The sequence below is a fragment of the Dyadobacter sp. SRI_021 genome (genome assembly GCF_057586235.1).
In genome coordinates this window covers 32,233-46,528 of the sequence record NZ_JBYCZM010000014.1, presented here as the reverse complement: position 1 = coordinate 46,528, position 14,296 = coordinate 32,233, and the positions used below count along the sequence as shown (strand labels likewise).

At 49.8% G+C, this 14,296-nt stretch carries 14 protein-coding genes; 11 read left to right on the top strand and 3 right to left on the bottom strand.

The features are described from left to right. Positions 1-36 precede the first annotated feature (36 nt). From AC2YIT_RS28790 to AC2YIT_RS28780, 3 genes are all read right to left on the bottom strand, one after another. On the bottom strand, positions 37-2,418 hold the full coding sequence (locus AC2YIT_RS28790; protein WP_487281465.1) for a M1 family metallopeptidase: 2,382 nt from the start codon (positions 2,416-2,418) through the stop codon (positions 37-39). Between the two features lie 28 nt (positions 2,419-2,446). Then, on the bottom strand, positions 2,447-3,073 hold the full coding sequence (locus AC2YIT_RS28785; protein ID WP_487281464.1) for a HupE/UreJ family protein: 627 nt from the start codon (positions 3,071-3,073) through the stop codon (positions 2,447-2,449). A gap of 133 nt (positions 3,074-3,206) precedes the next feature. Continuing rightward, positions 3,207-4,700 (bottom strand): M14 family zinc carboxypeptidase, encoded by a 1,494-nt coding sequence (locus AC2YIT_RS28780; RefSeq protein ID WP_487281463.1) that lies wholly within the window; start codon positions 4,698-4,700, stop codon positions 3,207-3,209. Between the two features lie 281 nt (positions 4,701-4,981). Between AC2YIT_RS28780 and hisH the strand changes: the two genes are divergently transcribed. The 11 genes from hisH (at position 4,982) to porU (ending at position 14,224) form a co-directional block, all read left to right on the top strand. Continuing rightward, a complete protein-coding gene (hisH, locus tag AC2YIT_RS28775) occupies positions 4,982-5,572 on the top strand; it encodes an imidazole glycerol phosphate synthase subunit HisH (protein ID WP_487281462.1) in 591 nt (196 codons plus the stop codon). Positions 5,573-5,591: 19 nt separating this feature from the next. Then, on the top strand, positions 5,592-6,314 hold the full coding sequence (gene hisA / locus AC2YIT_RS28770) for a 1-(5-phosphoribosyl)-5-[(5-phosphoribosylamino)methylideneamino]imidazole-4-carboxamide isomerase (RefSeq protein WP_487281461.1): 723 nt from the start codon (positions 5,592-5,594) through the stop codon (positions 6,312-6,314). A gap of 3 nt (positions 6,315-6,317) precedes the next feature. Next, complete coding sequence (gene hisF, locus AC2YIT_RS28765) at positions 6,318-7,091, top strand: imidazole glycerol phosphate synthase subunit HisF (protein ID WP_487281460.1); 774 nt, start codon at positions 6,318-6,320, stop codon at positions 7,089-7,091. Positions 7,092-7,183: 92 nt separating this feature from the next. Further along, a complete protein-coding gene (gene hisIE / locus AC2YIT_RS28760; protein WP_430844134.1) occupies positions 7,184-7,825 on the top strand; it encodes a bifunctional phosphoribosyl-AMP cyclohydrolase/phosphoribosyl-ATP diphosphatase HisIE in 642 nt (213 codons plus the stop codon). Between the two features lie 13 nt (positions 7,826-7,838). After that, on the top strand, positions 7,839-8,174 hold the full coding sequence (locus tag AC2YIT_RS28755) for a phage holin family protein (protein ID WP_487281459.1): 336 nt from the start codon (positions 7,839-7,841) through the stop codon (positions 8,172-8,174). Positions 8,175-8,234: 60 nt separating this feature from the next. Beyond that, a complete protein-coding gene (locus AC2YIT_RS28750; protein WP_487281458.1) occupies positions 8,235-8,573 on the top strand; it encodes a phage holin family protein in 339 nt (112 codons plus the stop codon). Positions 8,574-8,670: 97 nt separating this feature from the next. Then, entirely contained in the window at positions 8,671-9,075 is a 405-nt protein-coding gene (locus AC2YIT_RS28745) for a hypothetical protein (protein WP_291203180.1), read from the top strand. Next, positions 9,072-9,845: a phosphoglycerol geranylgeranyltransferase gene (locus tag AC2YIT_RS28740; RefSeq protein WP_487281457.1), complete on the top strand. Its 774-nt coding sequence runs from the start codon at positions 9,072-9,074 to the stop codon at positions 9,843-9,845. Before AC2YIT_RS28745 ends, AC2YIT_RS28740 begins: the two co-directional genes overlap by 4 nt. Before the next feature lie 149 nt (positions 9,846-9,994). Continuing rightward, positions 9,995-10,183 carry a PG1828 family lipoprotein gene (locus tag AC2YIT_RS28735; RefSeq protein WP_106594198.1) on the top strand — a complete coding sequence of 63 codons (189 nt, stop codon included), beginning with the start codon at positions 9,995-9,997 and terminating at the stop codon, positions 10,181-10,183. Positions 10,184-10,251: 68 nt separating this feature from the next. Beyond that, positions 10,252-10,866: a hypothetical protein gene (locus AC2YIT_RS28730; protein ID WP_487281456.1), complete on the top strand. Its 615-nt coding sequence runs from the start codon at positions 10,252-10,254 to the stop codon at positions 10,864-10,866. Further along, positions 10,844-14,224, top strand: a complete 3,381-nt coding sequence (gene porU, locus AC2YIT_RS28725; RefSeq protein ID WP_487281455.1) for a type IX secretion system sortase PorU — start codon at positions 10,844-10,846, stop codon at positions 14,222-14,224. Before AC2YIT_RS28730 ends, porU begins: the two co-directional genes overlap by 23 nt. Positions 14,225-14,296: the final 72 nt, after the last annotated feature.

The window sequence follows — 14,296 nt, the reverse complement described above, 5'->3', positions numbered from 1 at the left end:
TAGCTCGGAAGGGCTTTGAAAATTATCGGTATAACGCTAATTCTTGGGATCTGTACTAACTTTTGCTCCGCCGACGCCTTGCATTTGCATCGGGTTAGGCGCTTTTTTCTGTTGCTGCTGCTTGAAGATCTGGAACCGGGTCGGTTGTGCGATGCGCGGGAACGAGTTGTTCTCGGTGTCGATGTCGGCGATCTGCTGGTACGGGTCAAGCGTCCATTGAACGACCTTCTTTTTGGTGGAAATCACCTTGTTGATCTGCACATCGTTGAAGCGCCAGATTTCCGCGGGGAATACAGCCACAGAGTCGGTACCGTCTTCGAAGCCCATTTTGACGATCACCGGCATGGGTACACCGCCTTTGTTTTTGATAGACAATGTGTAAAAATTGGTGTTCTCCTGGATCAGCTGACGCTCGCTTTCGGTTAATGTCGCCAGGTATTGCTCGTATTTCTGCTTGTCGGCGTCGGTTACTTTGAAAGGATCGTAGCGGTTGTAGAAATCGGCCATGGTCGAATCCTGGGCCACTACCGTTTCGCCCTTGGTTTTGGCATCCTGGATTTTGCTCATAGTCAATTTCTTGCGTGCATCTTCCTTGCGGGCGATCTCCTTCTCGATAGCCGGGTTCTGCGTGTCGATGCTGAACCAGTCGACAGTTACGAGGTCCTGATCCACAGGTTCGGTGCCGTAGAACCAACCTTTCCAGAACCAGTCGAGATCCACACCCGAGGCATCTTCCATAGTGCGGAAGAAATCGGCCGGGGTAGGACTCTTGAAACGCCAGCGAGTGGCATATTCTTTAAATGCATGATCGAACAGTTCGCGGCCCATGACGGTTTCGCGGAGGATATTCAGCGCTGTTGCAGGCTTGCCGTAAGCATTAGGTCCAAGGCCGATGACATTCTCAGCCGAAGCCATGATCGGACTCAGTACCGATTTGTCGGACGACATGTATTCCGTGATCTGGTTAGGCTCGCCACGGCGTGTAGGGAAGTTGTAATCCCATTCTTTTTCGGCCAGATATTGGCAGAAGGTATTCAAGCCCTCGTCCATCCATGCCCACTGGCGCTCGTCGGAGTTGACGATCATCGGGAAGAAGTTGTGGCCCACCTCGTGAATGATCACACCGATCATACCGTATTTTGTAGCTTCAGTGTAAGTACCATCTTCTTCCGGCCGTCCGCCGTTGAAGCTGATCATCGGATATTCCATCCCGCCGCCTGCTACCGAGTGGCAGGAAATAGCCACAGGATAAGGATATTCAAATGTACGTGCGCCATAGGATTTCAAAGTGTGGGCCACCGCGCGGGTCGAGTATTGCTCCCATAGCGGGTTACCTTCTTTGGGATACACCGACATACACCAGATCTTGCGGCCGCTTTTGTAAACGTCGCTCTGCATGGCATCCCAAATGAATTTCCGGCTGCTCGCGAAGGCAAAGTCGCGTACATTGTCGGCTTTGTAGATCCAGGTTTTCTTGCCCGGGTTCTTGTTTTCACGTTTTTCGGCCTTTTCCGCTTCCGCCTGTGTCACGATCATGACCGGCGTTTTAGAAGTTTCGGCTTGTTTAAGGCGTTGTCTCTGCGTGGGGGTAAGTACCTGTGCGTAGTTCTGGCATTCGCCGCTGGCAGCTACCACGTGGTCTGCGGGAACGGTGATAGCCACTTTGTAATTACCAAAAATCAATGCGAACTCGCCCTGGCCGAGGAATTGTTTGTGGTTCCAGCCGTTCACGTCGTCGTAAGGCGCGAGGCGCGGGAACCAGTGCGCGATGAAGTAATTGGCATTCCCATCTTTCGGGAAAAACTCATAACCGCTGCGGCCATAGTATTCAGTGATATTGTAATTCCAATCCACGCTGAACACGAACGGCGTGCCGGGTTTCATCACCATCGGAAGGTCGATGCGCATCATCGTTCCGTTGATGGTGAACGGCAGTGCTTTGCCGGCCTTGTCCTTTACGGCGGTGATATTATAGCCATATTCCACCTTGGGGTCCAGCGACGAGCCACGTCCGGTGTTCATTGCCGCCAATTGAGCGGTGCTCATTCCTTTTTCATTGATCGAGCCCGTACGCGAAAGTGCGGCGATGCCATCTTTTTTGAAAAGGTTCTGGTCGAGCTGCATCCAGATGTATTTCAGATCATCCGGAGACTGGTTGTAAAATGTAATGGTTTCCGTACCCGTAATGCGGCGGTTGTCGTCGTCGAGTTCGGCTTTAATGTCGTAATCGGCCCGTTGTTGCCAGTATTCCCTGCCCGGCGCGCCGGAAGCGGTCCGGTAGGTGTTAGGCGTGGGCAAAATGGTGCCGAGTTGTTCAAAACGGTCGTTGGCCTGGTAATTGGGGGAGGTGGGGAGCTGCTGTGCCATGGCGCAGAGCGACACGAGCAGCATTAGTAACGGGAGCAGCGTTTTTTTCATAAATCGTTGGTCATAGATAGTTTGGTTGTTATGAGTCGACAGGCATGCCTGCGAGTGTGCGGAAAAGTTCGTTGTTCAGGATCAGCGACAGCGCCATTCCGAAAATAATGCCGGATAATATCTGTATCCAGCTCAATTTCTGGACCCTCAAAAGCTCGATCACCGCAAACGCGATGACTAATATAATAAAGACGATAATGAGTTGCCCCAATTCGAGCCCGACATTAAAACCGAGCAAAGGATTAAAAATGTCGGCTTCCTTGCCCAGCAACGCTCTCAGGTAGTTCGAAAAACCCAATCCGTGAATCAAGCCGAAACCCAATGCAAGCGGATACCTGAAAGCCGGAGCCTTCTCTTTCGGGGCATAGGCATTCTTAGGTATTTTGTAAAAAAAATTGAGAAAAGCTGTAATAAGTATGGTAATCGGGATCAGCAGCTCGATCACGTCGGGATTGACATTGACGTATCCCAGTGTGGATAATGCCAGCGTGATGGAGTGTCCTGCTGTAAATGCAGTTACCAGTACGACGACTTTCTTCCAGTCTACCAGCGTGTAAACCGAGCATATGGCCATGATGAAAAGAATGTGGTCATAGCCGTTGGAATCAGTGATATGGTTGAATCCTAATTGAAGGTAAGCCTGAAACTCCGACATTAAACTAGGGTTAGGAATATGTGACGCCGGACAATTTAATTGTCAAGACAAAAATAGATAAACCCGAAGATATTTCTTTCGGGAGTGGAAACCAACAATGTGGTTAAAATGCTACAAGATGCAGCCCGGTTATCTATTCCACAATTCCCTGGCCTTTTTCGGCACCGAAGTCGTCGAGATCATGTACAAACCCGTTGATGACCGCATATTTCACTTTCCCTCCCTTTTTCAGGATGAATGTAGCGGTGGCGCCCAGGCCGGGCGTGCCGGTCGGTACCGCTTGCCCGCTTCTGAGAATATGCAATGGTGCCGTGGTGAAATACAGGCCTAGCGCGCGGGTGTTCGCGTCGGGTGCGAGACGCACGTAGGTGTAACCTTCTTTCAGCAGGTTCAATGCATTCAGCTTGCTGATTTCACTGACATTCTTGAATGCGGTCGGATAAAGTTTCCCCTTTTCGATGGTAAGCCCCATAGCATCGACTTCCTGGCTGCCATACTGTGGGTGAAGGTCTCCGAAATCTTCGATCTTGCTGTAATAGAAGAATTTGCTGGCATTCGCGTAGTTGACCTCCGTGCGGTTAATGCCCAGGTCGGCTGTAAACGATTTGCCCGACTGCCGCACGGTTGCATTGCGTACCACGAGGTCGTATACCCAGCGGCCGTTTTCGGGGATGTTGTAATATTCCTCGCGGTTCTCTTTGGTGAGTGAATTGTCCGAAATCTTGTCCAATGCCGACAAAATGGCCATGAAATTCAGTTGACGGATATATTGTTTTTCGGGATCGCCCACATAGCCGCCCGATTCGATCAATACCAAGGTAGTACCCCACTTTTGTACATTATCCCCGAACCCGCGCGGCTCGTGGTCGTCGGAGTAGCGCGCTACCTGGCCCGGGATGTACTTTTGAAGGACCTTATTCATGCCCACAATGAGCTGCATCGAGCGCTCGCGCACATCGTTGATCGACAGTTCATAATCATAGGAAGTCGCCAGGAAGGAGATCGTTGCTACTTTCGGGCTGCGGCCTGCCGAGTAACGTGGGCTCTGGTCGTGGAGGTTGAAGCCGTAATCCGGTTTCAGGCGGTCCACAAGGCTTTTCAGGATTTGTGCTTCGGGCGTCTGGCGGGCGGCGGCGTCGCGGTTCATGTCGATGCCCTGCATGGTCCGGCGCTGGTAGCGTTCGGCCCCATCGGGGTTCAGCATGGGGACGAAATAGAGGGTGGTATTGTCGAGGAGTTTCTTGCGGAGGTCGTCGAAGCCATCGTCTTTGCCTTCGAGGAAATTGAAAATATCGAAGCTCGCCATGGTAGCCGTCGGTTCGTCGCCGTGCATTTGCGTCCATAGGAGCACTTTCTTCTTGCCGTTCCCGACTTTGATCATCTGAATGGTCCTTCCTTCAAAGGATTCGCCCACTTTCTCGATCTGGTACAGGGCATTACCCTGCCGTTTTGAGATCAGGGGAAGAATGTCTTTTTGCTTGAAACGGCGCTGGGTCAGGGAAGTTTCGCGGTAGGTTTCGTGAACTTTGAAAAGACGGTCGGCAAGTTCTTTGGATTGTGCCTGGGAATCAACGGTAATCAAGGTAATGAGCAGGAAAAATAGTGGCAGAATGATTGGTTTTGTCATGGTTCAGGGCCATTTGTTAACCGCAAGGTACGAAGTTTTCTCTAAGCAAATTTTAATGTAATATTTACGCCGTTTGTTAGCCGCTTATTGTAATTTTTGCTTACATTTGTGGCATGTTAACAGCTGAAACATATCATTTGCATCATAGCCTCTCGGCTTTCGGACGTCTAGGGTGATGTGTTTTTGCAAGTAGTGTTGTAATAAGGTTGAATACATAGTATCCCAGAAGCCCGATTGTTAAGATCGGGCTTTTTTGTTGTCGATTTCAAGCACAAATTGGTATGAAAACCGTCATTATCAAATACAATGCAGGCAACGTGCAGTCGGTCATGTACGCGCTCGACCGCATCGGCGCGAGCTACCTCTATACCGACGATGAAGCCGAGATCCGCTCCGCCGACAAGGTGATTTTTCCGGGTGTGGGCGAAGCAAGCACCACCATGAGCTACCTCCGGAATGTGGGCCTCGACAAGGTGATCCCTTCCTTGAAACAACCCGTGTTTGGTACCTGCGTGGGCATGCAGCTCATGTGCCGCTTTTCGGAAGAGAACAATACCGAATGCATGGGCATTTTCGATGTGGATGTAAAGCGCTTCCCTGCTGCTTCCGGGCTGAAAGTGCCGCATATGGGCTGGAACAATATCTTCGGTTACCAATCTCCGCTTACCGCGGGCCTGCCCGACAATGCGTACGTCTATTTCGTACACAGCTATGCGGCACCGATCTGCGAATACACTGTCGCCAGTTGCGATTATGCATTGCCATTCAGTGCGATGCTGCATAAGGATAACTTTTACGCCGCCCAGTTTCACTGCGAGATCAGTGGCAATGCCGGACAGCAAATCCTCGAAAACTTTCTCAAACTCCGATAAAAACAGCCTGCCCTAATCCATGATCCAGATTATCCCCGCTATCGACCTGATTGAAGGCAAATGCGTTCGCCTCACGCAGGGCGATTATGGTCAGAAGAAGATTTACAATGAAAACCCGCTGGAAGTAGCACTGCAATTCGAAGACGCGGGCTTGAAAAGGCTGCATTTGGTAGACCTCGACGGTGCGAAGGCTAAAAAGGTCATCAATTGGAAGGTGCTGGAGAAAATTGCTTCCAAAACTTCACTGCATGTCGACTTCGGAGGCGGCGTACAATCGGACGATGACCTGAAAATCGCATTCGAAAGCGGTGCAAAGCAGGTTACCGGCGGCAGCATTGCCGTGAAACAGCCTGATTTGTTCGAACATTGGCTCAAAACTTACGGCGGCGACAAGATCATTCTCGGTGCAGATGCCAAAAACGAGAAGATCGCCGTGAGCGGCTGGGAAGAAGGAACGGCCATTTGGGTCTATGATTTTGTGGAAGAATACGTGGAAAAGGGTGTGAAATACACGATCAGTACCGATGTAGCGAAAGACGGTCTATTGCAAGGCCCTTCTTTTGATTTATATAAAAATCTCCAGGACAAATGCCCCGACCTGAATATCATCGCCAGCGGCGGTATCGCGGATATCGAGGACGTGGAGAAACTGGCGGAAATGAATATCTATGGTGTGATCATCGGTAAAGCGATTTACGAAAACCGGATCAGCCTGGCCGATTTACAGCGTTTTTCAGTTTAAAATATGCTTACAAAACGAATCATTCCCTGTCTGGATGTAAAAGACGGCCGGACTGTCAAAGGGGTCAATTTTGTGAACCTGCGTGATGCGGGTGACGCCGTGGAACTGGGCGCGATGTATGCCGCGCAAGGAGCCGACGAGCTGGTTTACCTCGACATTACCGCCACTGTGGACGGCCGTTCGACGTTTATCGACCTCGTCCGCAGAGTAGCACAGACCATTAATATACCTTTTACAGTCGGCGGGGGTATTTCCTCGATCGCGGATGTATCGGCGCTCCTACATGCAGGCGCGGACAAGGTTTCGATCAACTCGGCGGCAGTGCGCAATCCCGACCTGATCAACGAGCTGTCGCTCGAATTCGGCAGCCAGTGCATTGTGGTGGCAATTGATACGCGCTACATCGAAACGGAAAACGGTTTTGAGCACATCGTGCATACGCATGGAGGCAGGAAAGCGACGGAGATACGTTCGATCCCCTGGGCGAAAGAAGTGGAGGAGCGGGGTGCAGGCGAAATCCTGCTTACCTCGATGGATACCGATGGCACAAAGAACGGTTTCGCATTGGAACTGACTGCGACGATTTCGGGCAATGCGAATATTCCGGTGATTGCCTCCGGTGGTGCGGGTAATATGGAGCACTTTTACGACGTATTTACAGCAGGGAAAGCCGACGCCGGACTGGCCGCAAGCATTTTCCACTTCCGTGAAATCGATATTCCGGATTTGAAAGATTACCTCAAAAACAAAGACCTGCCGATCCGGATGACCCGGTAGTGGCGCGGAGTTTTATCAAAATATACAAAACCGGCTGACCGGCACGCGCCGACGTTGCGGATAATCCGGGATGTTTTAATTCATAACCAAAAATGAGCGAGACGTTTTCATCCATTGATTTTAATAAATCGGCCGACGGCCTGGTACCAGCTGTCATCCAGGACGTAAATACCGGTAAGGTGCTGATGCTGGGCTATATGAACGCCGAAGCGCTGGAAGTTACCAGGCAGCAGGGGACTGTTACTTTTTTCAGCCGCAGCAAGCAGCGCCTGTGGACGAAAGGTGAAACGTCGGGCAATTTTCTGTTTGTAAACCATATTGCAGCCGACTGCGACGGCGACACGTTGCTCATTAAGGCTACGCCGGCGGGGCCTGTTTGCCACACCGGTGCGGATACTTGTTTTGGGGAAAAAAATAGCCAGCCGGAAATTGCTGACACACGTACAGGCGAGGCTGCATTTCTGAATTACCTGCAGAAAAGTGTGATCCGCGAAAGAAAACGGAACCCGTCGGATGCGTCTTATACGACCAGCCTTTTCAAAAAAGGGATTAATAAAATCGCGCAGAAAGTAGGGGAAGAGGCTGTGGAAGTTGTCATCGAATCGAAGGATAATGACGACAATCTTTTCAAGAATGAAGTATCGGATTTGCTGTTCCACCTGCTCGTTTTGCTGGAACAAAAAAACATTGACTTAGATGAGGTAATTGACGTACTTCGTAGCCGTCACCAATAAAAACCAGATCTATATGAAGCTGCTCCTGCGTCTTATTATCAGTACTTTGGCGGTAATGGTTGCCGCAAATTTGGTACCCGGGGTTGTAGTAGCCAGCACAGGCACAGCCATTATCGTGGCGATTGTACTGGGTATTCTCAATACATTCCTCAAACCGGTCCTGCAAATCCTCGCATTACCCATCACGATTCTGACGCTGGGGTTGTTCTATTTCGTCGTCAATGTTTTCATAATTTACCTGGCTGCGTCGCTTGTCGACGGCTTCCGGATCGACGGTTTTATTTCTGCATTGCTGTTCGGACTGGTGATGTCCATTGTCTCCGCGATTCTTGGTATGTTTTTGGATTAATGTGAAAAAAGTCTGTTGTTCAGACCTTAAAACGTTTCACATGATTTGAAATATACCGCTATGCTGAGTCAACTGGAAGAAATCAAGGACACCCTTTTTAAATATTTCGAAACCAGGATCGATCTATTTAAAATCGAGACCCGCGACAAGATCGAGCGGGCCGTGGTGATGGGGGTTTACGCCGCCATATTGTTATGCATTGGCCTTACGATCCTGATTTTACTGGTCATTTTGCTCGGGACATTCCTGAACGAATGGCTGCATAGTGATTATCTCGGGTTTGTGATATTGCTCGGTATTTTCATTATCAAGCTGGCGATAACCATCACCTGGAAAGAAACCTGGATCAGGCTGATCCGGAAAATAATCGTTCGTTTTGTCAGCACGAAAGAGGAATAATGCTTTTTGGCTGCTTTATTTGGCAATAAGTTTCCCTGAATTGCTATTTTTGGATTCCTTTTGAAAAATTCTCTGACGCTATTTAAACAGATATGAAATGAGTTCTTCAATAGATTCTTCGGTTAAAATCACTAAGCCGTTTTCATCGGATACGGACAAGGAGAAAGAAGGTTTGTTGCAGGACGCCGATCTGTACCGCGACAAGCTGGAAACGCAATGGAGCGGACTTAAAAAAGAGGCGACGGAATACGGCAAGCAGGCGCTGATCATCGGCGGGGTAATGGCGACGACATTCGTGGTCATGAATGCATTGCTGCCAAAAGGAAAAAAGAAAAAGGAAATTTTGGTCGAGCCGGTTGAACCTGTCGAGAAGAAAGTCACCAAAATCAAAACCCAGTCTGCGGTCGGACAAGCCGTTCAAAGTTTAGCCTGGACATTGGCTGTGGGGTGGGCGCGCCAGAAGCTGAAACATTTTATTGAAGACGAACGAAAAACCGAATGAAAGCAGCGAAACACCAAATCGCAGACCTCCTTTCCGAACGTAAGGCCGAAAAAAGGAAATCGTTTGCTGTTCTCCTTGATCCGGATAAAATTAACCTTTCCACATTCCCGAAATTCCTCGAATACGCGGCTGGGCACGGTGTTGACTTCTTTTTTGTAGGCGGAAGCCTCATTACCAACTACGCCATCGACAAACTCATTGCCGCTATTCATGAATATACCAGCATTCCCGCGATACTTTTTCCCGGCAGCAGCCTGCACATCGAGCCTACTGCCGATGCCATTTTACTGCTTTCGCTGATCTCGGGCCGCAATCCCGAGCTGCTGATCGGCCAGCACGTTATTGCCGCACCGTTATTGAAAAGAAGCAACCTCGAAGTATTGCCGACAGGCTATATGCTCATCGAAAGCGGCAAGCTTACGACCGTGTCCTATATCAGCAATACCACGCCGCTCCCGCGCGACAAGCCGGGCATTGCTGCATGCACTGCGCTCGCAGGCGAATACTTGGGTCTTCGGAACATTTTCCTCGATGCCGGCAGCGGCGCATTGTTCCCCGTTCCGGGTGAAACCATTGCGGCGGTACGCGCGGCGGTAGACACACCGATTATTGTTGGAGGAGGGATCGATTCCTACGAAAAAGCCGACGCTGCATTGCACGCAGGTGCGGATGTGATCGTGGTGGGCAACGGTATTGAAGCCAACCAGGAGTTGCTGCCGGAAGTAGCGGCCTGTGTGAGAGCCTACAACGAAAAATTAGAGAGTGTTTAGGGGTAATGGCAGAATTAATAGGACAAATTGAAGTGAATTAAGAATTTTCTAAGGAAATTTTAAGTTCTTGGAAAAATACAAACTCAAAATTTAGGAATATTCAATTCGATCATATTACCTTTGCATCGAACCTTAATTACACCCAAGAAATGAAAAAATTCTTTGCATTTGCGTTTGTTGCCGGGATGGTAGCTTTCGCTGCTTGTACTAGCAAACCTGCTGACGAATCAGCTGATACTACTGCTGTAACTGTTGAAACTCCTGCTGTTGATACAACTGCTGTTGATACAACTGCTGCTGCTGCTGACACTACTGCTGCTGATACTACTAAGAAGTAATCAGACGTACAAGTCGAAAATCTTGAAAAGCCCTATGAAAGTAGGGCTTTTCTTTTTTTATTCGGGGTATGAAAAACGTGTCTTTGGGTTCGTATGTGCCGGAGGGGGCAGCCGAGTATTGCCAGGAGTTGTATCGCACCCACCGCTTTGATTTCTTTCTCTCGCGCCCGCGCCGCACCCGCCTGGGCGATTTTACAGTAAAGCCCGGCATGGTTCCCCGGATCACCGTCAATGTTAATCTGAATCCTTATAGCTTTCTCATTACCTACCTGCACGAGGTGGCGCATTGCGTTGTTCATTACAAATACAAAGGCCGCGGACGCAGGAGGGTAGCGCCGCATGGCGTCGAATGGAAGCACGAATTCAGGGAATTGCTGGCGCCGGTCATGCATGAAAGTATTTTTCCGAAAGACATTCTCGTCTATTTGCTTCGTTATGCTCGAAATCCCGCCGCGTCTACCGGAGGTGACCAGAAACTTTTTAATGCGCTCAGAAAATACGATGAGCAGGAATTGAATACCGGCAAAGTATGCCTGTTTCAGTTGGACGAGGGGACCAACTTCGTTTTCCAGAACAGGACGTTCACACGCGGAACGCTCAGGCGTACACGCGTGCTCTGTACGGACAAGGCCTCTCAACGTCTCTACACGATCCCTGCTCATGCATTGGTTGAAGCATGCTGATGTCCGGAAAATGGCCTGCCGAACAGTTTTAAGCTGTCTGGCGGTGCTGGTTTCTCTTATTTCCTATGCACAAAAATCGGTATTGTCGGAAGGACAGTGGTTCAGGCTGGCCGTAACTGAATCGGGTATTTACCGTGTGGATGCGGATATGCTGTCTAAAATGGGCGTCGATGTCGCAACTGTGCGGCCGGCCGGGATCCGCATTTACGGAAACGGCGGAGCCATGCTGCCGCAATCCAATCAATCGGGATATGTGAATGCATTGACGGAAAATGCGATCTGGGTCAGCGGTGAAGAGGACGGAAAGTTCGACAAGGGCGATGCCGTTTATTTCTATGCGGAAGGCCCGCATATTATTCAATACGATGCTGCGAAAGCAGAACTCCGGCACCAACTCAACTATTATTCCGATTCTAGTTTCTATTTCATCACATTTACTGAAAATAATGGGTTGAGGGTAAAACCTGCGGCCGGCCTGTCCGTCACCGCTTCCAAAACAATCAAACAATTTGACGACTACTGGTATCACGAAACAGAATCGTCCAACACACTCAAATCAGGCCGTGAATGGTGGGGCGAATACTTGGGAAGCCCCTCGGGCTTCAGCATAAATGTGTCATTGCCGGGTGTGGTATCCTCATCGGATTTTAAGTTGAGAACATCGACAATCGGCGCCGCGCAAGTGCCTACGCGCTTCGTATGGCAAGTGAATGGCGGCGAGGTAGGGCAGGAGGCTATCGGCACGATAAGTTCCGGTACGTATGACGTAAAAGCGCTGCAAACCGGAAATACGTATGTCGTAAAGAATGCGCCGGCTTCGGGCAATTTTACCATTGGTGTCACTTATAATAAGAACGGGCAGAGTTCGGCAGAGGCTTATCTTGACTATGTGGGCTTGCAGGTAAAGCGGGAGCTGCGGAACTACGAAGGCCAGCAGATATATCATTTCCTGCCACAGTCGACGGATACTGTTACTTATCAGTTTGCAGGTTCTTCCGATGGTTTCAATATCTGGAATATTACAAACCCACTTACGCCGCTTTCAATATCGCAGAAAGATGCAGCGGGCTCTTTGCGGTGGACTGCCGCAGGCGCCAAAAACCTTCAGAGATACATTGGTTTCGAGCTGGGAGCCGCATTTCAGCCGGTAAACTGGCAACCGGTCGCCAATCAGAATATTGTTGCATCGCCGACGCCTGACATGCTCATCGTTACGCCTGCTGCGTGGGCGACGGAGGCCAACCGCCTTGCCGCGTTCAGAAATACCAGCGACGGTTTGGATGTACTCGTTGTCACCACCGAACAGATTTATAATGAATATGCTTCCGGGCGGCCGGACATTACCGCCATTCGTGATTTTACCAGACAACTTTACCGGAAAACTCCGGGCAAGCTGAAATATCTTCTATTGTTCGGCGATGCAACGTACGACTATCGAAATCTCGTCAATAACCAATCGGAGGCACAGCGCGCCGCATGGGTGCCCGTGTATGAGAGCAGAGAGTCGCTGAACCCTGTTTATACGTACTCGTCCGACGATTATTTTGGTTTTATGGATGCTAATGAGGGCGATTGGGACGAGACTACGGCCGGTGACCATACGGTGGATATAGGCATTGGCAGGTTACCGGTAAAATCGCTGGCAGAGGCAAAGATTGTGGTCGACAAGCTCATGCGCTATGAATCGTCCTTCGGGATATGGAAGAACAGCGTGCGGTTTGTGGCCGACGACGGAGATGGGAATATCCATCAGCGTCATGCCGATCAGCTTGCAAACCTTATCCAGGGCAGGATGTTTTCGACCAGATCGTTCCTTGACGAGGTGCCGCAAACGACCACCGACGCAGGGCAAAAAGCACCGGCCATCAACCAGGCGATCCGAAAGGCGATCGATAATGGCACGCTGATCTTGAATTACACCGGACACGGTGGCACAAGCGGCTGGGCAGAGGAACAGGTGTTGACATTGGCAGATATGCTTTCGAGCAGGGGAATGGACAATTTGCCGCTACTGATTACCGCTACCTGTGATTTTGGCCGTTACGACGATCCGGGAATTGTGTCCGGGGCGGAACTGATGGTTTTGAGCGCGAAAGGAGCAGCGGTAGGGGCGATCAGTACCACCCGGCCGGTTTATTCCAGTACCAATTTTGCTTTGAACAAAGCTTTTTACGAGGCATTACTGAATGCGAAACCGGGCCAGCGGCTGGGAGATTTTTTTAAATACACAAAAAACAATGCGCTTGCCGGTAGTCTGAACCGGAATTTCACACTACTGGCTGATCCGTCGATGACACTGTCGCCCGGAAGGAAGGGGGTCCGGTGGAGTTCGCCGCCCGATACCCTGCGTGCTTTGCAAAAGGTTACGCTGAAAGCTGAAATTTTCGATCCGGTGACCGGAAAGGCTGATGGCGATTTTAACGGAACTGCCAGATTGCTGATTTACGACAAGCCGATCGAATTCCGCACGCTCGGGAATGAAGGTACCCCGGAAACCTATACCGAATTCCGTAGCAAGCTTTTCGACGGGAAAGTGACAGTGAAAAGCGGCCGTTTACAATGCCACCTGCAAATGCCGAAGGACATCGACTACCGGATCGGCCTTGGGCGCGCGAGTGTGTATGTTGTGAGCAGTGACAGCACTGAGGATGCTTCGGCGCAACTGGCATTGGTGGTTGGCGGAAGCGCCGTTCAGCAGAAGGACACCATTCCGCCGAAGCTGACGGGTTACCTCAATACCCCCGCTTTCCGGGATGGCGACACCGTCGAACCGTCGTCGGTACTGGTGTTGCACATGAGCGATGCGAACGGGATCAGTATTTCGCGTGCAGGTATCGGCCATGATATTACGATGACATTGAATGATACGCAGACCGTAGTTTTGAACGATTATTATGTAGCGGATTTGGATAATTATCAATCGGGTAGTATCAATTATCCGTTAAATAATCTGCCTGCCGGAAAATATATTGTCCGTGTAAAAGTGTGGGATACGTATACTAACTTTTCTGAAATAGCGTTCGGGTTTCTAGTAGGTCCCGCCAAGGGAATAGCGCTCAGCACCTTTAATATTTACCCTAACCCATTTCAGAAAGACCTTGTATTCGAGCTGGGGCATAACCGGGTAAATGAGGACGTAGAATTAATTTTTAATATATTGCTTGTTAATGGGCAACGTTTGGGCACTTATAAAAAGCTTTACTATAACAGCGAACCGGTTATCAGGGAAGTGCTGGACGTGGCGCAGTGGCTGAGGACGGTACCGGTGGATCAATCCCTGGTTTATCATTTAGTGATCAGATCGTTAAAAGACAATTCTACCGATCTGAAAGCCGGTAAGTTGATAAGGTCTCCTTAAGATAATAAAACTTATCAAATTTTTAGTAATAACTATCTTTCATTGTATTTTTGACCCTTTAAAGAAGCTGAT

What these genes read in the sequence shown, in the direction of transcription:
- AC2YIT_RS28790 (WP_487281465.1), bottom strand. Translation starts at nt 2,418, where the DNA reads ATGAAAAAAACGCTGCTCCCGTTACTAATGCTGCTCGTGTCGCTCTGC.
- AC2YIT_RS28735 (WP_106594198.1), top strand. Translation starts at nt 9,995, where the DNA reads ATGAAAAAATTCTTTGCATTTGCGTTTGTTGCCGGGATGGTAGCTTTC.
- hisA (WP_487281461.1), top strand. Translation starts at nt 5,592, where the DNA reads ATGATCCAGATTATCCCCGCTATCGACCTGATTGAAGGCAAATGCGTT.
- porU (WP_487281455.1), top strand. Translation starts at nt 10,844, where the DNA reads ATGCATTGGTTGAAGCATGCTGATGTCCGGAAAATGGCCTGCCGAACA.
- AC2YIT_RS28745 (WP_291203180.1), top strand. Translation starts at nt 8,671, where the DNA reads ATGAGTTCTTCAATAGATTCTTCGGTTAAAATCACTAAGCCGTTTTCA.
- AC2YIT_RS28780 (WP_487281463.1), bottom strand. Translation starts at nt 4,700, where the DNA reads ATGACAAAACCAATCATTCTGCCACTATTTTTCCTGCTCATTACCTTG.
- hisH (WP_487281462.1), top strand. Translation starts at nt 4,982, where the DNA reads ATGAAAACCGTCATTATCAAATACAATGCAGGCAACGTGCAGTCGGTC.
- hisF (WP_487281460.1), top strand. Translation starts at nt 6,318, where the DNA reads ATGCTTACAAAACGAATCATTCCCTGTCTGGATGTAAAAGACGGCCGG.
- AC2YIT_RS28730 (WP_487281456.1), top strand. Translation starts at nt 10,252, where the DNA reads ATGAAAAACGTGTCTTTGGGTTCGTATGTGCCGGAGGGGGCAGCCGAG.
- AC2YIT_RS28785 (WP_487281464.1), bottom strand. Translation starts at nt 3,073, where the DNA reads ATGTCGGAGTTTCAGGCTTACCTTCAATTAGGATTCAACCATATCACT.
- AC2YIT_RS28750 (WP_487281458.1), top strand. Translation starts at nt 8,235, where the DNA reads ATGCTGAGTCAACTGGAAGAAATCAAGGACACCCTTTTTAAATATTTC.
- AC2YIT_RS28740 (WP_487281457.1), top strand. Translation starts at nt 9,072, where the DNA reads ATGAAAGCAGCGAAACACCAAATCGCAGACCTCCTTTCCGAACGTAAG.
- hisIE (WP_430844134.1), top strand. Translation starts at nt 7,184, where the DNA reads ATGAGCGAGACGTTTTCATCCATTGATTTTAATAAATCGGCCGACGGC.
- AC2YIT_RS28755 (WP_487281459.1), top strand. Translation starts at nt 7,839, where the DNA reads ATGAAGCTGCTCCTGCGTCTTATTATCAGTACTTTGGCGGTAATGGTT.